The sequence below is a fragment of the Janthinobacterium sp. 13 genome, from assembly GCF_002749695.1.
Taxonomy (GTDB): Bacteria; Pseudomonadota; Gammaproteobacteria; order Burkholderiales; family Burkholderiaceae_D; genus Janthinobacterium; species Janthinobacterium kumbetense.
On record NZ_PEEQ01000001.1, the window covers coordinates 2,625,794 to 2,642,497 of the forward strand.

The following is a 16,704-nucleotide window of genomic DNA, read 5'->3' on the forward strand; positions in this document are numbered from 1 at the left end:
AAATGCTCACTTTCCTGCGTAATACTCGGGCACGATCAGGGTGACTTCCAGTCCACCGTCGACATGATTGAGCAGTGAAACCGTGGCGCCATGCTGTTCGGCGATATTGCGCGCGATGGTCAGGCCCAGGCCCGTGCCGCCCGATTCGCGCGAACGCGAAGTCTCGATGCGGTAAAACGGTTCGAACACTTTAGCCAATTGATCTGGCGCAATGCCTGGCCCCCCGTCGCGGATGCGGATGCGCGCTGCACCCGGGATGCGCTCGACGGCAACCTGCGCGTACAGGCCATATTTGACGGCATTGTCGATCAAGTTCACCAGGCAGCGCCGCATGGCGATCGGGCGCGCCATCAAGGCCATACCTGCCTGCCCATTCAGGGTGACTTTCTGGCCGGCATCAGCCGCGTCGGAACAGACGCTATCCAACAGGGAATCGAGGTCCAGCGCCTGCATCGCTTCCGTGCTATCCATCGAGCGGGCCAGGTCCAGCCCTTCCTTGACCATGCTCTGCATGGCCGACAAATCGCCCACGAGGCGGTCATACAATTCCGTATCGGCCACTTTTTCCAGGCGCAAACGCAAGCGCGTCAGCGGCGTCTGCAAGTCGTGCGTGATGGCTGCCAGCATCTGTGTCCGCTGGGAAATATGCTGGCGGATGCGCGCCTGCATGGCATTGAAGGCGGCGCTGGCCTGGCGGATCTCGCTGGCGCCCGACAGGGTCAGCGGCGGATGGTTGATGTCGTTGCCCAGGTCTTTCGCCGCCTGCGCCAGTTGCTTGAGCGGGCGCATGGTCATGCGCGTGACCAGGTAGGCGAGGATGGCGATGCTGATCAGGAAAGGCAGCAAGGTCATCCAGTCGTTGTGTTCGTTGAACGGCGGCTGCTGGCGCGGCGGCAAGACCATCAGGCGCAGCACGTGGCCATCCTGCATGCGCACATCGAGGTTTTCGCACGTGCCGCCCCATGGTTTGGCGGCAAACATGCCCGGCGTCTGGCGCGGTTTGACGCAGGCGGCCGGGCGTTCGGCCAGCGCGCTGACCTTGAAACCTTCGCCCAGCTTGGCTTGCAGGGCGGTGGAAAATTCCGTCGGTGCGCCGGGCGTATGTTCCGTTTCGGGACGCAGTTCCAGGCGCACGCTGCCCTTGTTGGCCACTTTCAGGTAGGCGGCGCGCGAGGCCAGCGGCACCACGTCGGCCGCCATCACCAGCTGCTCGGCCCGCTCGACGGCGTGGTAGTCGCGGTATTGCTCGATGGCGCGCTGACGTTCGCCCACGGCCAGCCACTGCGTCAGCGCGGCCGACGCGACGATGCCGATCAGCAAGAACATGAAGACGCGACCCGTCATCGACCCGAGGAAGGCCTTCACGCGTGGGGCTCCACATTGACCTGGCCGGCCAGCACGTAGCCGCCGTTGCGCACGGTCTTGATGATTTGCGGCAAGCGGGCATCTTCACCGAGCTTTTGCCGCAGGCGGCTGATCTGGATATCGATCGAGCGGTCGAACGGGTCGGCGTCGCGGCCCTGCGTCAGGTTCAGCAGCTGGTCGCGGTTGAGCACGCGGTTCGGGTGTTCCAGGAACACGCGCAGCAAGCGGAACTCCGCACCCGACAGCATGATCACCAGGCCGCTGGGATTGAGCAGGTGGCGCGCCGTCAAGTCCAGGGTCCAGCCGGAAAAGCGGATTTGCTGCGCCTTGTCCGATGGCACGTTCGACGGCATGGCATGGCTGCGGCGCAGCACGCTGCGTATGCGCGCCAGCAATTCACGCGGTTCGAACGGTTTCGGCAAGTAATCGTCGGCGCCCATTTCCAGGCCCAGGATGCGGTCCAGCGGCTCATTGCGCGCCGTCAACATGATCACCGGCACCGTCGATTGGGCGCGCAGCTTGCGGCACAGGGTCAGGCCATCGTCGCCGGGCAGGTTCAAGTCCAGCACGATCAAGTCGGGCCGCGTTTCGTCGAGGATTTTCCACATGGCCGTGCCATCTGCCGCGCCCAGGGTGCGGTAGGCGTTCGTTTCCAGGTAGTCCGCCAGCAAGCTGCGGATATCGCGGTCATCGTCGACGATGAGAATTGTAGAAGTGGGTTCCATGGTACGAATTATCCCCACTTCCCCCGGCCTTGCACAGCGCATTTGTATCGTCTTGTATATAGGAGACCCGAAGAAACATATAGATACAAACTGTCTGGCAGCGGACACTTCGGGGAAACATGGCGCGTCCAACATGGATTCATGTGCAGCAACATGTACATCCCTCACTTTTACAAAGGAATCCAGATGAACGCCTCAATGACAACCTTGCGCAAGAATTTGATCATCGCCATGAGCGTACTCGGCATGGGTGCGGCATCGCTGACCGTCCACGCCCAGGAAGCGGCCGCCAGCGCGCCTGCCGCCAGCACCAAGATGCAACACGATGGCCAGCACCGCGGCGGCAACCCGGCCGAGCGCATGGCCAAGTACCAGGCCCGCCTGCACGACAAACTGAAGCTGACGGCCGCGCAGGAACCGGCCTGGGCCACTTTCACGGCCGCCAATGCGCCGAAAAAACCGATGGGCGACTGGAAAGCCAAGCGCGAAGCGATGGCCAAGCTGTCGGCGCCGGAACGCATGGAGCAATGGATAGCCATGTCGAAGGAACGCATCGCGAACCAGGAAAGCCGCCTGGCCTCGCTGAAAACCTTTTATGCCGTGCTGACGCCGGAGCAAAAGAAAGTGTTTGACGACAGCGTGCCTGGCGGCAAGCACGGCGGCCACCGCGGTGGGCACCGTGGCGCTCACGACGGCATGCAGCAGCATCCCAAAGCCGGCTAAGTTGTAGCGGGTGTAAACACAGAAAAAGCCTGCAATGCAGGCTTTTTCTTATTGACGAGACAAGTGACCGCTTACTGCCCGTCGAGCTTGCGCAACGAGGTCAGGAAGGTGGCGGCGTTCTGGAAACCGATCACGCGCGATTGGGCGATTTCCTGCCCTTGCGGGTTGAACATGATGATGCCAGGCGGGCCGAACAGCTGAAAACGTTTCAGCATGGCCTTGTCGTCCGCATCATTGGCCGTCACGTCCACTTGCAGCAGCACGGCTTGCCCCATCTTCTCGCGTACGGCGGGATCGACGAAGGTCAGTTTTTCCATTTCGATGCAGGACACGCACCAGTCCGCATAAAAGTCCAGCAGGGCCGGCTTGCCATTGAGCTGGGCCAGCGCCGCATCGAGCTGCGCCACGGTCTTTACGCGCATAAACGGCTGCGCGTGCACTTGCCCACCGCCGAGGTGGGCCAGCGGCGCCAGCGGATCGCGGCCACCGCTGGCCACGCCCACCAGTTGCATCGCGCCCAGCACGGCAAATACGAGGCCGAAGGCCTTGGCGATCCAGGCATTCTTCGCGCCGCTCTTGCCCACCAGCAAATACATGCCGTAGCCGATGAACAGCACCGTCCAGCCCAGCATCTGCACGGCGCCCGGCAGCACGGGCGAGACCAGCCACCAGGCCACGCCTAGCTGCAGTACGCCAAAGAAGCGCTTGACGGCATCCATCCAGGCGCCGGCGCGGGGCAGCAAGGTACCGGCCGACACGCCAACCAACAGCAGAGGTACGCTCATGCCCACCGCCATGGCAAACAAGGCGCTGCCGCCGATGACGACGTCGCGCGTCTGGCTGATGTACAGCAAGGCACCGGCCAGCGGCGCGGCCACGCAGGGCCCCACGATCAGGGCGGAAATGGCGCCCATGACGAACACGCCCGCCAGGCGGCCCGACGATTGCTGGTTCGACACGGACGTCAGCTTGCCTTGCAGGAAAGCCGGCACTTGCAGCTCATACAAGCCGAACATCGACAGCGCCAGGCCCGCCATCAGCAGGGCAAAGAAGCCCAGCACCCACGGATTTTGCAGCTGGGCCGCCAGGCCTTCGCCCGCCAGGCCGGCCGCCACGCCCAGCGCCGTGTAGACGATGGCCATGCCCAGCGCGTATGTCAGCGACAGCAGCAAGCCGCGCGAACGGCTGACCTTGGCGCCATCGCCGATGATGATCGACGACAAAATCGGCACCATCGGCAGCACGCATGGCGTAAATGCCAGGCCCAGGCCCAGCAGCATGAACAGGGGCACGATGACGAGCAGCTTGCCCCCCTTCAGGGCCGCTTCGATCTTGCCCGTCTCGCTTTGCGCGGGCGCAGGGCTGGCCGCCACGGGCGCTGCCGCTACCGGCTCGGGCGTGCTGGTGATATTGGCCTGGGGAATGCTCATGACGGACACGCCAGGCGACGCCTGCGCCTGCGGGCCGTTGACGGCGGCCGTGTCGACTGCCGGCGCGGCCGGCAAGGCGAACTTCGAGGGCAAGCCGCCCGGCGCCATGCTCTGGCCGCCGCCACCGCCCACCAGCTGAGCCGTGGCATCCTGCGGCGCATAGCACAGGCCCTTGTCCGAGCAGCCCTGGCCCGTCGCCTTCAGGGTGAACGCGCCACCCGCTTCCACGGGAATGGTGATGGTGAGGGTCTGGCGGAAGGTTTCCACGTTCTTCTGGAAAGTGTCGTCGAACTTGACCTTGCCCTTCGGATACATGGGCGTACCCAGCTTGGCGCCCACGGCTTCGAACTTGAAGCGCTCGTGGTACATATAGTAGCCATCGGCAATCACATAGGTAACGGCGATGGTGGACGGGTCCTGCATGCGGGCGGAAAATCTAAACGCCAGCTCCGGGTCGAGGAATTCATCGTCGGCGCGGGCATGATTGGCGCCAAAGACGGCCATGGCCAGCAGCATACAGGTGGCAAGCCAGATCAGCAGTTGATGTAGGGGAGCGGCGCGCGCGGTGGCGCTGGAAGGGAAACGGGACATGAACAACCTTTTTCTGCGGCATCAGCTGTGCCATTCGACAAGAGTCGCGCGGAGCAGGCAGCGCTTGTGCCGGGCCGGCGCGAAAGAAGAATAGTACACCGCAGCAAGGATAGCTGCAGCAGAAAACAAAAAAGCCAGGCTAGGCCTGGCTTTCTTAGATGCAATTACTGGGATTACTCGCCAGCAACTTCAACTGCTTCGGTCGTATCTGGACGATCCATCAGTTCAACGAACGCCATAGGAGCGTTATCGCCGACGCGGAAACCCATTTTCAGGATACGCACATAACCACCGTTACGGTTGGCGAAACGTGGGCCCAGTTCAGCGAACAGTTTGACGACCATTTCACGGTCGCGCAGGCGGTTGAAGGCCAGACGCTTGTTTGCCAGGGAGTCGGTTTTGCCCAGGGTCAGAATTGGCTCGACAACGCGGCGCAGTTCTTTTGCTTTTGGCAGGGTGGTTTTGATCGCTTCGTGACGCAGCAGCGATACTGTCATGTTGCGCAGCATTGCCAGACGGTGGGACGAGGTACGATTCAGTTTACGGAGGCCGTGACCGTGACGCATGATAAATCCTTTCGGTGAGTGTTTAAATTCCAGCTCTTCGATCAATGAGGCGGAAGCTTCATCGCGGGCCGGTTTGGTGCTACAAAATAAAAGCCTGGGACACCTGTCCCAGGCAGTTTGCTACAACTACGTATTACTTTTCCAGGCCGGCAGGCGGCCAGTTTTCCAGCTTCATGCCCAAGGTCAAGCCGCGCGATGCCAGCACTTCCTTGATTTCATTCAGGGACTTGCGGCCCAGGTTTGGCGTTTTCAGCAGTTCGTTTTCCGAACGTTGGATCAGGTCGCCGATGTAGTAGATGTTTTCCGCTTTCAGGCAGTTCGCCGAACGCACGGTCAACTCCAGGTCGTCGACTGGACGCAACAGGATAGGATCGACCAGCGGAGCGCGCGATGGCGCTTCGGCGGCGGCTTCCGTGCCTTCCAGGGCAGCGAACACATTCAACTGGTCCACCAGGACGCGGGCCGACTGGCGGATCGCTTCTTCCGGCGAGATCACGCCGTTGGTTTCGATGTTGATGATCAGCTTGTCCAGGTCGGTACGCTGTTCAACGCGGGCCGATTCAACGAAGTACGATACACGGCGCACTGGCGAGAACGACGCATCCAAAATGATGCGGCCGATGGTCTTGTTCGTGTCTTCCGACAGGCGACGCACGTTACCAGGAACGTAGCCGCGGCCTTTTTCAACCTTGATCTGCATGTCCAGCTTGCCACCAGCGGTCAGGTGGGCGATCACGTGGTCAGGGTTGATCAGTTCGACGTCATGCGGCAGGTCGATGTCGGAGGCCAGGATGGCGCCTTCGCCTTCTTTTTTCAGGGTCAGGGTTACCGAATCGCGGTTGTGGACTTTGAAAACCACACCCTTCAAGTTCAGCAACAGATCGACGACGTCTTCTTGCACGCCATCGAGGGAGGAATATTCGTGGACGACGCCAGCGATCGTCACTTCGGTCGGCGCGTAGCCTACCATCGACGACAGCAGAACGCGGCGCAACGCGTTACCCAATGTGTGGCCATAGCCGCGCTCGAACGGTTCCATCACGACCTTGGCGTGACCTGCACCGAGAGCTTCAACATCGATAATACGTGGCTTCAACAAACTGTTTTGCATGAAATGTCCTTTTCAATACCCTCGGCTCATTACACCGATAAGGCTGATGGCATTAGTAAAACGCCCACTCAAGAAAGTGAGTGGGCGGGAGTCTTGCTAACTACTATTAACGCGAGTACAGCTCGACGATCAGCGATTCGTTGACGTCGTTAGCGATTTCGTTACGCTCTGGCAGGGACTTGAAGGTGCCTTCCATTTTCTTGGCATCAACCGAAACCCAGCTAGGCATACCAACTTGTTCAGCCAGCGACAGTGCTTCAACGATACGCACTTGCTTTTTCGATTTTTCACGAACAGCAACGATGTCGCCAACTTTGACTGCGTACGAAGCGATGTTCACAACGATACCGTTCACGGTGAACGCTTTGTGGCTGACCAATTGACGCGCTTCAGCGCGGGTCGAGCCAAAGCCCATGCGGTAGCAAACGTTGTCCAGACGCGTTTCCAGCAACTTCAACAGCGTTTCGCCGGTGTTGCCTTTACGACGGTCTGCTTCAGCGAAGTAGCGGCGGAATTGACGTTCCAGCACGCCGTACATGCGCTTGACTTTTTGCTTTTCGCGCAGTTGGTTACCGTAGTCCGAGGTGCGGGCGCCGGATTTGACACCGTGCTGGCCTGGCTTGACGTCCAGTTTGCACTTGCTGTCCAGCGAGCGACGTGCGCTCTTCAGGAACAGGTCTGTACCTTCACGGCGGGAAAGTTTTGCTTTAGGTCCGATATAACGTGCCACGATACTTCCTTTTTTAAATGATAACGCCCCAGCCACATGCATGATCAAACACACTGATGCGGTTAGGCGCTAGTCTGATTTGGTTTCAATCAGACGGTGGCTGAAAACGAAAAACCCGTCAAACAGAATTTGACAGGCAAGAACAGCCGGGCAGTATAACCGTTTCCGGCTCCCTGCTCCAGCGTTTTCACACAACTGTACTGAGTTACAACAGACAGCAAAGCAGCTGGCGCCGAAGCGCCCTCTGCAACACTATCTTAGATACGACGACGTTTCGGTGGACGGCAACCGTTGTGCGGTACCGGCGTCACGTCCTGGATCTCGGTGATCTTGATGCCCAGGTTGTTCAGCGCGCGAACGGCGGATTCACGACCAGGACCTGGGCCCTTGATACGTACTTCCAAGTTCTTCACGCCACACTCAACAGCCACTTTACCAGCGGCTTCCGCGGCGACCTGCGCTGCGAATGGGGTCGATTTACGCGAACCCTTGAAGCCTGCACCGCCGGAGGTAGCCCACGACAAGGCATTGCCTTGACGATCGGTGATGGTAATGATGGTGTTATTGAACGAAGCGTGGACATGCGCGATGCCTTCAGCGACGTTCTTTTTAACTTTTTTACGCACGCGTGCTGATGCGGCGTTATTTTGCGACTTAGCCATAATTATTCCCTAGCGGATTATTTTTTCAGCGATTGAGCGGCTTTACGCGGTCCCTTGCGGGTACGTGCGTTCGTACGCGTACGCTGGCCACGGCAAGGCAGACCCTTACGATGACGCATGCCGCGGTAGCAACCCAGATCCATCAAACGCTTGATGTTCATGGACAGTTCACGACGCAGATCGCCTTCGACGATGAATTTACCTACTTCATCGCGCAGCTTTTCCAGTTCGCTGTCATCCAGATCTTTGATCTTTTTGTTGGTTGCTACACCGGTCGATGCACAGATTTTCTCTGCGCGTGGACGGCCCACACCGTAGATGGCCGTCAGGCCGATAACGGTATGCTGATGATTTGGGATATTAACCCCTGCAATACGTGCCATTTGTTATTCCTCGATTAACCTTGACGCTGCTTGTGACGTGGTTCCACGCAGATAACGCGGACTACGCCTTTGCGCTTGATGATCTTGCAGTTGCGGCAGATCCGCTTGACTGATGCGAGAACTTTCATTTTTGGGCTCTTTCTTTCGCTTCTTTGGTTTGATTCAGTGTGTTACTTGGTACGGAACACAATGCGGGCTCGGCTCAGGTCGTACGGCGTTAACTCCACCGTCACCTTGTCTCCAGGGAGAATGCGAATATAGTTCATCCGCATTTTACCTGAAATATGCCCGAGCACCACGTGTCCGTTCTCCAGCTTCACTCGAAATGTTGCATTTGGGAGATTCTCAAGAATCTCGCCCTGCATCTGTATGACGTCGTCTTTTGCCATTCGGTATGTTTACCGCGCTTAACGCGTCGGAATTCCGCCCTTGAAATTTGCTTTGCGCAGCAGTGAATCATATTGCTGCGACATCACGTAGTTCTGTACTTGCGCCATGAAATCCATGGTGACAACTACAATAATCAATAAAGAAGTACCGCCGAAATAGAATGGTACTTTCCACTGGGCTTGCATAAATTCCGGCAATAAACACACCAGGGTGATGTAGACTGCGCCGGCAAGTGTCAAGCGTGTCAGGATCTTGTCGATGTAACGGGCTGTCTGTTCGCCTGGACGGATCCCGGGAATGAACGCACCGCTTTTCTTCAAGTTATCCGCTGTTTCCTTGCTGTTAAAGACCAGCGCTGTATAGAAGAAACAGAAAAACACGATCGCCACTGCGTACAACAGCGCATGGATAGGCTCACCAGGCCCCATCGATGCTGCCAAATCTTTCAAGAACCGCACCGCAGGGTTAGCGTTGTCGGCGCCCTTTGAAAACCAGTCCACGATAGTGGCCGGGAACAAGATGATCGAAGAAGCAAAGATCGGCGGGATCACGCCGGCCATGTTCAGCTTCAACGGCAAATGGCTGGTTTGACCGCCATAAATCTTGTTGCCTACCTGGCGCTTCGCGTAATTGACCAATATTTTGCGCTGACCACGTTCGACGAATACAACGAAGTACGTTACCAGTGCTACCAGGATCACGATGAAAATCGCGCTGAAGCTGCCGATCGAACCATTCGACACCTGAGTGAACAAGCCACCCAACGCCGACGGCAGACCTGCTGCAATCCCGGCAAAAATGATGATCGAGATGCCATTACCCAAACCACGCTCGGTAATTTGCTCACCCAACCACATCAAAAACATTGTTCCGGTCAACAAAGTGACGACCGTCACGAAGCGGAATGCAAGACCAGGTTCCAACACCAGACCAGCTTGCGACTCCAGTGCGACTGCAATGCCTAACGCTTGGAACAGTGCCAGGGCAACCGTGAAATACCGGGTGTACTGGGTGATCTTGCGACGACCTGCTTCGCCTTCTTTTTTCAACGCTTCCATCTGCGGTGACACGATCGACAGCAATTGCATGATGATCGAGGCCGAGATATAAGGCATGATACCCAGCGCAAACACTGTAAAACGAGACAAGGCACCGCCCGAGAACATGTTGAACATGCCCAGGACGCCGCCTTCGTGCTCCTTGAACAGCGAGGCTAATTGTGTCGGGTCAATCCCGGGAACCGGGACGTGAGCACCGATACGATAAACCACCAATGCGCCAAGCAAAAACCAGAGCCGTCCCCAAGGGAAACCGGCCGCTGCACTTTTAGCAAGTTGTGGATTAGTCGCCAATTTTCGCTCCGATCAAGCTGTTAGCGGTCAACTCAGGCTACCGAGCCGCCGGCTGCTTCGATGGCTGCTTTCGCGCCAGCGGACACTTTCAAGCCCTTCAAATTCACCGCTTTGGTGATTTCGCCGGACAAGATCACGCGCACGTCACGGGCCAACACGCCCAGAACGCCAGCTTGCTTCAAGACCAGAATGTCGACATCGCCAACAGCCAGGTTGTTCAGATCGGACAGGCGCACTTCAGCTTTGAAGGTTGCGTGCATCGATTTGAAACCGCGCTTAGGCAGACGGCGTTGCAGAGGCATCTGACCGCCTTCGAAACCGACTTTATGAAAGCCGCCCGAACGCGATTTCTGACCTTTGTGACCACGACCCGAGGTTTTACCCAGGCCGGAGCCGATACCGCGACCGACGCGACGCTTGTAGTGCTTAGCGCCTTCGGCTGGTGCAATAGTATTCAATTCCATGATTTGCTCCGTTCGTGTAAGCCCGAAGGCTTACCCGACAACTTTAACGAGATACGATACTTTATTGATCATGCCGCGTACGGATGGGGTGTCTTGCAATTCGGAAACCGAATTTACACGACGCAGACCCAGACCGCGCACGGTAGCGCGATGCGATTCGCGCGTACCGATCAAGCCCTTGACCAATTGCACTTTGACTGTGTTTGTCATTTTGTCCACCTTAAGCCAGAATGTCTTCGACCGACTTGCCGCGTTTGGCAGCGATATCGGAAGCAGTGCTCATTTTCGACAGGCCGTCCAGCGTAGCGCGTACCAGGTTGTATGGGTTGTTCGAACCGGTGGATTTCGCCACCACGTCCGTCACGCCCATCACTTCGAAGATAGCGCGCATTGCGCCACCAGCGATAACGCCAGTACCAGGCTTAGCTGGGTTCATCAGGACCTTGGAGGCGCCGTGACGACCAACAACCGTGTGATGCAAGGTACCGTTTTTGAGCGGTACTTTGATCAGGTTGCGACGGGCTTCTTCCATTGCCTTCTGCACGCCAACTGGCACTTCTTTCGATTTGCCCTTGCCCATGCCGACGCGGCCATCGCCATCACCAACTACGGTCAGCGCGGCGAAACCCATGATACGACCACCCTTGACCACTTTGGTCACGCGGTTGATCGCGATCATTTTTTCGCGCATGCCATCATCCGGCTTGTCGCTTTGCATTTTTGCTTGCATTTTTGCCATGATTGATCCTTAGAACTTCAGACCGGCTTCGCGTGCGGCTTCTGCCAACGCTTTCACACGGCCGTGGTAACGGAAACCGGAGCGGTCAAACGCAACTTCGGTAATCCCTGCTTTCAACGCTTTTTCAGCGACGCGCTTGCCGATCAAGGCTGCAGCAGCGGCATTGCCGCCTTTGCCGGATTGGCCTGCCAGTTCAGCGCGAACTTCCGCTTCAGCCGTCGAGGCCGAAACCAGGACTTTAGCGTCCGGGCTGATCAGGTTGGCGTAAATGTGCAGGTTGGTGCGATGCACCGACAAGCGATTTACTTTCAATTCCGCAATCTTGATGCGGGTTTGGCGTCCGCGGCGAAGCCGTGATTCTTTCTTATCCATCGTCAGCCCCTAATTACTTCTTCTTGGTTTCTTTAAGCTTAACCACTTCGTCCGCATAGCGAACGCCCTTGCCTTTATAAGGCTCAGGAGCGCGGTAAGCACGAACTTCAGCGGCTACCTGGCCAACCTGTTGACGGTCGATACCTTTAATCAGGATCTCGGTCGGGGTTGGTGTTGCGCAGGTAACGCCAGCTGGCATGTCATGCACTACAGGGTGCGAGAAACCCAGGGACAGATTCAGCTTGTCGCCTTGGGCTTGCGCCTTGTAACCCACGCCTACCAGGTTCAGCTTTTTCTCGAAACCCTTGGTGACGCCAACAACCATGTTGTTGACCAGTGCGCGCAGCGTGCCGGACATGGCATTGGCTTCGCGGCTGTCGTTCGCCACGTCGAAACTCAGGGTTCCTGCATTGTTTTCCACTTTGACCTGGCCGGTGAGGGCCTGGGAAAGTACGCCCAGCGGGCCTTTTACGGTGATCGCTTGTGCGGAGATGGCGACTTCGGCGCCAGCTGGCACTACGATAGGCATTTTAGCTACTCGAGACATGTGTAACTCCTTAAGCCACGTAGCAAATAACTTCGCCGCCGACACCGGTAGCGCGTGCTTTGCGGTCAGTCATGACGCCTTGCGGAGTCGACACGATCGCCACACCCAAGCCATTCATCACAACAGGGATCTCGTCTTTACCCTTGTAGACGCGCAGACCCGGACGGGACACACGCTCCAAGCGCTCAATGACGGGACGGCCAACATAATACTTCAAACCGATTTTCAGTTCCGCTTTGCCACCAGCTTCGGCAACAGCGAAATCTTCAATGTAACCCTCGTCCTTCAGGACGCTGGCAATCGCAATTTTGACTTTCGACGATGGCATGGCCACGGTCGTCTTTTGCACGCCTTGTGCATTGCGAATGCGGGTCAGCATATCGGCGATAGGATCGCTCATACTCATTGCATATTCTCCTATTACCAGCTTGCTTTTGTCATACCCGGAATTTCACCACGCATGGCGAATTCACGGAGCTTGATACGACCCAGACCGAATTTACGGAATGTGCCGCGCGGACGACCAGTGATGGCGCAACGGTTACGTTGACGCGTCGGGTTCGAGTTACGTGGCAGCGCCTGCAATTTCAGGCGAGCTTCGTAGCGCTCTTCTTCCGATTTCGATTGGTCATCGACGATGGCCTTGAGAGCTTCGCGCTTAGGGGCGAATTTCGCCACCAGGTCAGCACGCTTGATCTCACGATTAATCAGTGACAGTTTGGCCATGATCAGTTCCTGAAAGGGAATTTAAAGGCGGCGAGCAAAGCTTTGGCTTCGTCATCGGTCTTAGCGGTTGTCGTGATGCTGATATTCATACCGCGCAACGCGTCAATCTTGTCGTATTCGATTTCAGGGAAAATGATCTGTTCCTTGACACCGATGTTGTAGTTACCACGACCATCAAATGCACGGCCGTTCACACCACGGAAATCGCGTACGCGCGGCAGAGCCACGGTAATGAAGCGATCCAGGAACTCGTACATGCGAGCGCCGCGCAGGGTGACCATCGTACCGATCGGGTAACCTTCACGGATTTTGAAGCCTGCGATCGCTTTGCGGGACTTGGTGGTCACTGGCTTCTGGCCGGCGATCTTGGTCAAGTCAGCAACTGCGTGCTCGAGAACTTTTTTATCCGCGATAGCCTCACCAACACCCATGTTCAGGGTGATCTTGGTCAGGCGTGGAACTTCCATTACCGACTTGTAACCAAACTTGCTGGTCAGGTCGGCAACGACTTTTTCTTTATAGAATTCTTGGAGACGTGCCATGATTTCTTAAGCCTTCACTACTTCGCCGGAGGATTTAAAGATGCGAACTTTCTTGCCGTCCACTTCTTTGAAACCCACGCGATCTGCCTTGCCAGTCGCTGCATTAAACAATGCAACGTTGGACACGTGAATTGGCATGGTCTTATCGACGATACCACCAGTTACGCCAGTCATCGGGTTTGGCTTAGTCGCTTTTTTAGCGATGTTAATGCCGTCAACCACGATATGTTCAGCATCGATACGCTGCTGTACCACACCACGTTTGCCCTTGTCTTTCCCGGTCAGAACGATGACTTCGTCGTTTTTACGAATCTTATCCATTACGACTCCTTACAGGACTTCCGGTGCCAGGGACACGATTTTCATGAACTTCTCAGTGCGCAGTTCGCGCGTGACAGGTCCAAAAATACGGGTACCGATCGGCTCCAGCTTGGCGTTCAACAGAACGGCGGCATTGCCGTCGAACTTCACCAGGGAACCGTCTTGGCGGCGAACACCTTTAGCGGTGCGCACAACCACGGCGTTATAAATTTCACCTTTTTTGACACGGCCACGTGGCGCAGCAACCTTAACGGTTACCTTGATCACATCGCCAATGCCAGCATAACGGCGCTTGGAGCCGCCCAATACCTTGATGCACATTACTTCTTTGGCACCGGTATTGTCAGCCACTTCGAGCCGGCTTTCAGTTTGAATCATAGTATTCTCTTTCCCAACTTAAGCCGAAGAATCCACACAATGTAGACCCACGGTCAGTCTTGGTCCCGCCAGAGCCGCCCTGCTGGGCTTCACTGTTTGGGTGCATGACCTTCATACATCAACTGACCGCGAATGCTACTGTCTGTGGCCAGACACTTTGCGGCGTTACATGAACGAAGCCCGCAAGTATTACATACAATTTGCGGGCCTGCAAGTACTAATTAAAAGCCACCGCCGAAACGGTGGTTTTTATTTAAACGGTTGGTGCGGCTTGAACCACACGTGTCACCGTCCATGCCTTCGTTTTGGAGATCGGGCGACCTTCCTGGATCTCGACCGTGTCACCGGCCTTGACTTGGTTGGTCTCGTCATGCGCGTGATACTTGTTCGAACGCATGATGATCTTGCCATACAAAGGATGTTTTACGTGGCGCTCGATCAGAACGGTAACGGTCTTGTCCATCTTGTCCGAAACCACTTTACCGATCAGCGTGCGCTTGAGCGACTGTTTCACTGGTTCGTTCATTTGGCTTCCTTCAGATTCATTACCGTCTTCACACGCGCGATATCGCGGCGTACCTTCTTGAGCTGCGAAGTGTTGCTCAGCTGCTGCGTAGCGATTTGCATGCGCAGGCCGAACTGTGCCTTCAACAGGTCATTCAGCTCTTTTTGCAGAGCTGGCTGGTCCTTGCCGCGGAGTTCAGATGCTTTCATATACAACTCCAATTATTGGCCGACTTGGCGGATGACAAACGTCGTCGCCAGTGGCAGTTTAGCGGCGGCAAGACGGAATGCTTCCCGTGCCAGCGCTTCATCAACGCCATCCATTTCGTACAGTACTTTGCCTGGCTGAATTTCAGCGACGTAGTACTCAGGATTACCTTTACCGTTACCCATACGGACTTCAGCCGGTTTGTTCGAAATCGGTTTGTCCGGGAAAATACGGATCCAGATACGACCACCGCGCTTGATGTGACGCGTCATTGCACGACGCGCCGCTTCAATTTGACGCGCAGTGATACGACCGCGCGCAACTGCCTTCAGACCGAATTCGCCAAACGACACGGCGGTGCCGCGGCTGTGCGAAATACCGGTATTACGGCCTTTCTGCTCTTTACGATACTTTCTGCGTGCTGGTTGCAGCATGATTATTCTCCTGCTTTCTCAGCTGGTGCTGCTGCGGCGGCCGGTTTAGCGGCGGTACGCACACGTGCACCTGGTGCTGTGGATGGTTTCGCACCGGCACCGGCTGGACGTGGACGGCCAGCTGGCTTGCCATCGTCACGGCGTGGGCCGCGGCTTTTCTTCTCGTCAGCTGGGGTATCGATGACTGGTGCATCGCCGTTAGGCGCGCGGTCACCTTTGTATACCCACACCTTGACACCGATGATGCCGTAGGTGGTCGACGCTTCGCTGGTACCGTAGTCGATATCGGCGCGCAGGGTATGCAGAGGCACACGGCCTTCGCGGTACCACTCTTTACGTGCGATTTCGATACCGTTCAGACGGCCGGACGACATGATCTTGATACCGAGAGCACCCAGGCGCATTGCATTTTGCATTGCACGCTTCATGGCGCGGCGGAACATGATCCGTTTTTCCAGCTGCTGAGCGATCGAGTCGGCGATCAGTTGCGAGTCGATTTCTGGCTTGCGAATTTCTTCGATGTTCACGTGAACAGGTACGCCCATGATCTTGGTCAGCGCGGACTTCAGTACTTCGATGTCTTCGCCTTTTTTACCAATGACCACGCCTGGACGCGAGCTGTAGATCGTGAAGCGCGCGTTCTTGGCTGGGCGCTCGATAACGATGCGGCCAACGGAAGCGTTCTTCAGTTTCTTTTTCAGGTAAGCACGTGCTTTCAAGTCTTCGTTCAGCATGGCAGCGAAATTACCGTTGCCTGCATACCAGCGCGAAGCCCAGTTACGGGTGACCGCCAGACGGAAACCGGTTGGATGAATTTTCTGACCCATCGTGGCTCCTTAGTTACCGACAGTCACGTAAACGTGACAGGATTGTTTCGAAATACGGTCGCCACGGCCTTTTGCACGCGCGGTGAAGCGCTTCAGGACGGGGCCCTTTTCGACGTAGATCGTTTTCACGAACAATTCGTCGATGTCCGCGCCATCATTGTGCTCGGCATTCGCAATAGCGGATTCCAGAACGCGTTTGATGATCGCAGCACCTTTTTTCGGGCTGAATTGCAAGATGTTGAGTGCAGCGTCAACTTTCTTGCCACGGATCAGGTCAGCAACCAGGCGGCCCTTTTGGTCCGACAGGCGCACACCTTTGAGGATAGCTTTAGTTTCCATTATTTCTTAGCCTTTTTGTCAGCTGCATGGCCCTTGAACGTACGGGTCAGTGCGAATTCGCCGAGCTTGTGACCAACCATGTTTTCGGAAACATAAACCGGCACGTGCAGCTTGCCGTTATGCACCGCGATCGTCAGGCCGATGAAGTCAGGCATGATTGTCGAACGACGCGACCAGGTTTTGATTGGCTTTTTGTCTTTGGCTGCTTGCGCGGCTTCAACTTTTTTCACCAGGTGGGCGTCACAGAACGGCCCTTTTTTCAATGAACGTGTCAT

General features: G+C 56.6%; 28 protein-coding genes. 1 reads left to right on the top strand and 27 read right to left on the bottom strand.

Annotated elements, in window-relative coordinates:
* Positions 1–6 precede the first annotated feature (6 nt).
* Together CLU94_RS11535 and CLU94_RS11540 are read right to left on the bottom strand one after the other, a co-directional pair.
* On the bottom strand, positions 7–1,365 hold the full coding sequence (locus CLU94_RS11535; protein ID WP_099665736.1) for an ATP-binding protein: 1,359 nt from the start codon (positions 1,363–1,365) through the stop codon (positions 7–9).
* Positions 1,362–2,090, bottom strand: coding sequence for a response regulator (locus CLU94_RS11540; RefSeq protein ID WP_034753223.1), 729 nt, complete (start codon positions 2,088–2,090; stop codon positions 1,362–1,364). The genes CLU94_RS11535 and CLU94_RS11540 overlap by 4 nt, the downstream gene beginning before the upstream one ends.
* A gap of 186 nt (positions 2,091–2,276) precedes the next feature.
* Between CLU94_RS11540 and CLU94_RS11545 the strand changes: the two genes are divergently transcribed.
* Positions 2,277–2,813 carry a Spy/CpxP family protein refolding chaperone gene (locus CLU94_RS11545; RefSeq protein WP_257218772.1) on the top strand — a complete coding sequence of 179 codons (537 nt, stop codon included), beginning with the start codon at positions 2,277–2,279 and terminating at the stop codon, positions 2,811–2,813.
* A gap of 71 nt (positions 2,814–2,884) precedes the next feature.
* Here CLU94_RS11545 and dsbD read toward each other — a convergent pair whose 3' ends face one another.
* From dsbD to rpsS, 25 genes are all read right to left on the bottom strand, one after another.
* Complete coding sequence (gene dsbD, locus CLU94_RS11550; RefSeq protein ID WP_099668273.1) at positions 2,885–4,834, bottom strand: protein-disulfide reductase DsbD; 1,950 nt, start codon at positions 4,832–4,834, stop codon at positions 2,885–2,887.
* A 173-nt stretch (positions 4,835–5,007) separates the two neighbouring features.
* A complete protein-coding gene (gene rplQ, locus CLU94_RS11555; RefSeq protein WP_034753219.1) occupies positions 5,008–5,400 on the bottom strand; it encodes a 50S ribosomal protein L17 in 393 nt (130 codons plus the stop codon).
* 133 nt (positions 5,401–5,533) lie between these two features.
* Positions 5,534–6,511, bottom strand: coding sequence for a DNA-directed RNA polymerase subunit alpha (locus CLU94_RS11560; RefSeq protein ID WP_008444343.1), 978 nt, complete (start codon positions 6,509–6,511; stop codon positions 5,534–5,536).
* 106 nt (positions 6,512–6,617) lie between these two features.
* Positions 6,618–7,241 (bottom strand): 30S ribosomal protein S4, encoded by a 624-nt coding sequence (rpsD, locus tag CLU94_RS11565; RefSeq protein WP_010394478.1) that lies wholly within the window; start codon positions 7,239–7,241, stop codon positions 6,618–6,620.
* Between the two features lie 257 nt (positions 7,242–7,498).
* Positions 7,499–7,903, bottom strand: coding sequence for a 30S ribosomal protein S11 (rpsK, locus tag CLU94_RS11570; protein WP_010394475.1), 405 nt, complete (start codon positions 7,901–7,903; stop codon positions 7,499–7,501).
* A gap of 17 nt (positions 7,904–7,920) precedes the next feature.
* Positions 7,921–8,286, bottom strand: coding sequence for a 30S ribosomal protein S13 (gene rpsM, locus CLU94_RS11575; protein ID WP_046681666.1), 366 nt, complete (start codon positions 8,284–8,286; stop codon positions 7,921–7,923).
* A 14-nt stretch (positions 8,287–8,300) separates the two neighbouring features.
* Positions 8,301–8,414, bottom strand: coding sequence for a 50S ribosomal protein L36 (rpmJ, locus tag CLU94_RS11580; RefSeq protein WP_010394471.1), 114 nt, complete (start codon positions 8,412–8,414; stop codon positions 8,301–8,303).
* 42 nt (positions 8,415–8,456) lie between these two features.
* Complete coding sequence (infA, locus tag CLU94_RS11585; RefSeq protein WP_005663428.1) at positions 8,457–8,675, bottom strand: translation initiation factor IF-1; 219 nt, start codon at positions 8,673–8,675, stop codon at positions 8,457–8,459.
* An 18-nt stretch (positions 8,676–8,693) separates the two neighbouring features.
* Complete coding sequence (gene secY / locus CLU94_RS11590) at positions 8,694–10,028, bottom strand: preprotein translocase subunit SecY (RefSeq protein ID WP_010394438.1); 1,335 nt, start codon at positions 10,026–10,028, stop codon at positions 8,694–8,696.
* Between the two features lie 32 nt (positions 10,029–10,060).
* Positions 10,061–10,492 carry a 50S ribosomal protein L15 gene (gene rplO, locus CLU94_RS11595; protein ID WP_034753211.1) on the bottom strand — a complete coding sequence of 144 codons (432 nt, stop codon included), beginning with the start codon at positions 10,490–10,492 and terminating at the stop codon, positions 10,061–10,063.
* 30 nt (positions 10,493–10,522) lie between these two features.
* Entirely contained in the window at positions 10,523–10,702 is a 180-nt protein-coding gene (gene rpmD / locus CLU94_RS11600; protein ID WP_010394435.1) for a 50S ribosomal protein L30, read from the bottom strand.
* Positions 10,703–10,712: 10 nt separating this feature from the next.
* Positions 10,713–11,231: a 30S ribosomal protein S5 gene (rpsE, locus tag CLU94_RS11605; RefSeq protein ID WP_010394433.1), complete on the bottom strand. Its 519-nt coding sequence runs from the start codon at positions 11,229–11,231 to the stop codon at positions 10,713–10,715.
* 9 nt (positions 11,232–11,240) lie between these two features.
* Positions 11,241–11,603, bottom strand: coding sequence for a 50S ribosomal protein L18 (gene rplR, locus CLU94_RS11610; protein WP_010394431.1), 363 nt, complete (start codon positions 11,601–11,603; stop codon positions 11,241–11,243).
* Between the two features lie 13 nt (positions 11,604–11,616).
* The gene (gene rplF, locus CLU94_RS11615; protein WP_034778281.1) at positions 11,617–12,150 is read right to left on the bottom strand and encodes a 50S ribosomal protein L6; all 534 of its coding nucleotides are present in this window, start codon (positions 12,148–12,150) and stop codon (positions 11,617–11,619) included.
* Between the two features lie 10 nt (positions 12,151–12,160).
* Positions 12,161–12,556: a 30S ribosomal protein S8 gene (gene rpsH, locus CLU94_RS11620; RefSeq protein ID WP_034753208.1), complete on the bottom strand. Its 396-nt coding sequence runs from the start codon at positions 12,554–12,556 to the stop codon at positions 12,161–12,163.
* 14 nt (positions 12,557–12,570) lie between these two features.
* Positions 12,571–12,876, bottom strand: coding sequence for a 30S ribosomal protein S14 (gene rpsN / locus CLU94_RS11625; protein ID WP_010394423.1), 306 nt, complete (start codon positions 12,874–12,876; stop codon positions 12,571–12,573).
* A gap of 2 nt (positions 12,877–12,878) precedes the next feature.
* On the bottom strand, positions 12,879–13,418 hold the full coding sequence (gene rplE, locus CLU94_RS11630; protein ID WP_010394421.1) for a 50S ribosomal protein L5: 540 nt from the start codon (positions 13,416–13,418) through the stop codon (positions 12,879–12,881).
* A gap of 6 nt (positions 13,419–13,424) precedes the next feature.
* Entirely contained in the window at positions 13,425–13,739 is a 315-nt protein-coding gene (gene rplX, locus CLU94_RS11635) for a 50S ribosomal protein L24 (protein WP_034753204.1), read from the bottom strand.
* A gap of 9 nt (positions 13,740–13,748) precedes the next feature.
* Positions 13,749–14,117 (bottom strand): 50S ribosomal protein L14, encoded by a 369-nt coding sequence (rplN, locus tag CLU94_RS11640; RefSeq protein WP_008444317.1) that lies wholly within the window; start codon positions 14,115–14,117, stop codon positions 13,749–13,751.
* Positions 14,118–14,370: 253 nt separating this feature from the next.
* A complete protein-coding gene (gene rpsQ, locus CLU94_RS11645) occupies positions 14,371–14,643 on the bottom strand; it encodes a 30S ribosomal protein S17 (protein ID WP_010394415.1) in 273 nt (90 codons plus the stop codon).
* Positions 14,640–14,831, bottom strand: a complete 192-nt coding sequence (gene rpmC, locus CLU94_RS11650; RefSeq protein ID WP_010394412.1) for a 50S ribosomal protein L29 — start codon at positions 14,829–14,831, stop codon at positions 14,640–14,642. The genes rpsQ and rpmC overlap by 4 nt, the downstream gene beginning before the upstream one ends.
* Positions 14,832–14,843: 12 nt before the next feature.
* Positions 14,844–15,263 (bottom strand): 50S ribosomal protein L16, encoded by a 420-nt coding sequence (gene rplP, locus CLU94_RS11655; protein ID WP_034753201.1) that lies wholly within the window; start codon positions 15,261–15,263, stop codon positions 14,844–14,846.
* Between the two features lie 2 nt (positions 15,264–15,265).
* Positions 15,266–16,090: a 30S ribosomal protein S3 gene (gene rpsC / locus CLU94_RS11660; RefSeq protein WP_034753199.1), complete on the bottom strand. Its 825-nt coding sequence runs from the start codon at positions 16,088–16,090 to the stop codon at positions 15,266–15,268.
* A 9-nt stretch (positions 16,091–16,099) separates the two neighbouring features.
* On the bottom strand, positions 16,100–16,432 hold the full coding sequence (rplV, locus tag CLU94_RS11665; RefSeq protein ID WP_170840583.1) for a 50S ribosomal protein L22: 333 nt from the start codon (positions 16,430–16,432) through the stop codon (positions 16,100–16,102).
* A complete protein-coding gene (gene rpsS, locus CLU94_RS11670) occupies positions 16,429–16,704 on the bottom strand; it encodes a 30S ribosomal protein S19 (protein WP_008444295.1) in 276 nt (91 codons plus the stop codon). The genes rplV and rpsS overlap by 4 nt, the downstream gene beginning before the upstream one ends.

Excerpts from the sequence above, each read along its gene's own strand:
- rplQ (WP_034753219.1), bottom strand. The coding sequence starts at position 5,400 with ATGCGTCACGGTCACGGCCTCCGTAAACTGAATCGTACCTCGTCCCAC.
- rplR (WP_010394431.1), bottom strand. The coding sequence starts at position 11,603 with ATGGATAAGAAAGAATCACGGCTTCGCCGCGGACGCCAAACCCGCATC.
- rpsK (WP_010394475.1), bottom strand. The coding sequence starts at position 7,903 with ATGGCTAAGTCGCAAAATAACGCCGCATCAGCACGCGTGCGTAAAAAA.
- infA (WP_005663428.1), bottom strand. The coding sequence starts at position 8,675 with ATGGCAAAAGACGACGTCATACAGATGCAGGGCGAGATTCTTGAGAAT.
- CLU94_RS11560 (WP_008444343.1), bottom strand. The coding sequence starts at position 6,511 with ATGCAAAACAGTTTGTTGAAGCCACGTATTATCGATGTTGAAGCTCTC.
- rpsN (WP_010394423.1), bottom strand. The coding sequence starts at position 12,876 with ATGGCCAAACTGTCACTGATTAATCGTGAGATCAAGCGTGCTGACCTG.
- rplE (WP_010394421.1), bottom strand. The coding sequence starts at position 13,418 with ATGGCACGTCTCCAAGAATTCTATAAAGAAAAAGTCGTTGCCGACCTG.
- rpsQ (WP_010394415.1), bottom strand. The coding sequence starts at position 14,643 with ATGAACGAACCAGTGAAACAGTCGCTCAAGCGCACGCTGATCGGTAAA.
- rplF (WP_034778281.1), bottom strand. The coding sequence starts at position 12,150 with ATGTCTCGAGTAGCTAAAATGCCTATCGTAGTGCCAGCTGGCGCCGAA.
- rplP (WP_034753201.1), bottom strand. The coding sequence starts at position 15,263 with ATGCTGCAACCAGCACGCAGAAAGTATCGTAAAGAGCAGAAAGGCCGT.
- rpsH (WP_034753208.1), bottom strand. The coding sequence starts at position 12,556 with ATGAGTATGAGCGATCCTATCGCCGATATGCTGACCCGCATTCGCAAT.
- dsbD (WP_099668273.1), bottom strand. The coding sequence starts at position 4,834 with ATGTCCCGTTTCCCTTCCAGCGCCACCGCGCGCGCCGCTCCCCTACAT.
- rpsM (WP_046681666.1), bottom strand. The coding sequence starts at position 8,286 with ATGGCACGTATTGCAGGGGTTAATATCCCAAATCATCAGCATACCGTT.
- CLU94_RS11545 (WP_257218772.1), top strand. The coding sequence starts at position 2,277 with ATGAACGCCTCAATGACAACCTTGCGCAAGAATTTGATCATCGCCATG.
- rpmD (WP_010394435.1), bottom strand. The coding sequence starts at position 10,702 with ATGACAAACACAGTCAAAGTGCAATTGGTCAAGGGCTTGATCGGTACG.
- rpsC (WP_034753199.1), bottom strand. The coding sequence starts at position 16,090 with ATGGGTCAGAAAATTCATCCAACCGGTTTCCGTCTGGCGGTCACCCGT.
- rplX (WP_034753204.1), bottom strand. The coding sequence starts at position 13,739 with ATGGATAAGATTCGTAAAAACGACGAAGTCATCGTTCTGACCGGGAAA.
- rpsE (WP_010394433.1), bottom strand. The coding sequence starts at position 11,231 with ATGGCAAAAATGCAAGCAAAAATGCAAAGCGACAAGCCGGATGATGGC.
- rpmC (WP_010394412.1), bottom strand. The coding sequence starts at position 14,831 with ATGAAAGCATCTGAACTCCGCGGCAAGGACCAGCCAGCTCTGCAAAAA.
- rpmJ (WP_010394471.1), bottom strand. The coding sequence starts at position 8,414 with ATGAAAGTTCTCGCATCAGTCAAGCGGATCTGCCGCAACTGCAAGATC.
- rpsS (WP_008444295.1), bottom strand. The coding sequence starts at position 16,704 with ATGACACGTTCATTGAAAAAAGGGCCGTTCTGTGACGCCCACCTGGTG.
- CLU94_RS11540 (WP_034753223.1), bottom strand. The coding sequence starts at position 2,090 with ATGGAACCCACTTCTACAATTCTCATCGTCGACGATGACCGCGATATC.
- rplN (WP_008444317.1), bottom strand. The coding sequence starts at position 14,117 with ATGATTCAAACTGAAAGCCGGCTCGAAGTGGCTGACAATACCGGTGCC.
- rplO (WP_034753211.1), bottom strand. The coding sequence starts at position 10,492 with ATGGAATTGAATACTATTGCACCAGCCGAAGGCGCTAAGCACTACAAG.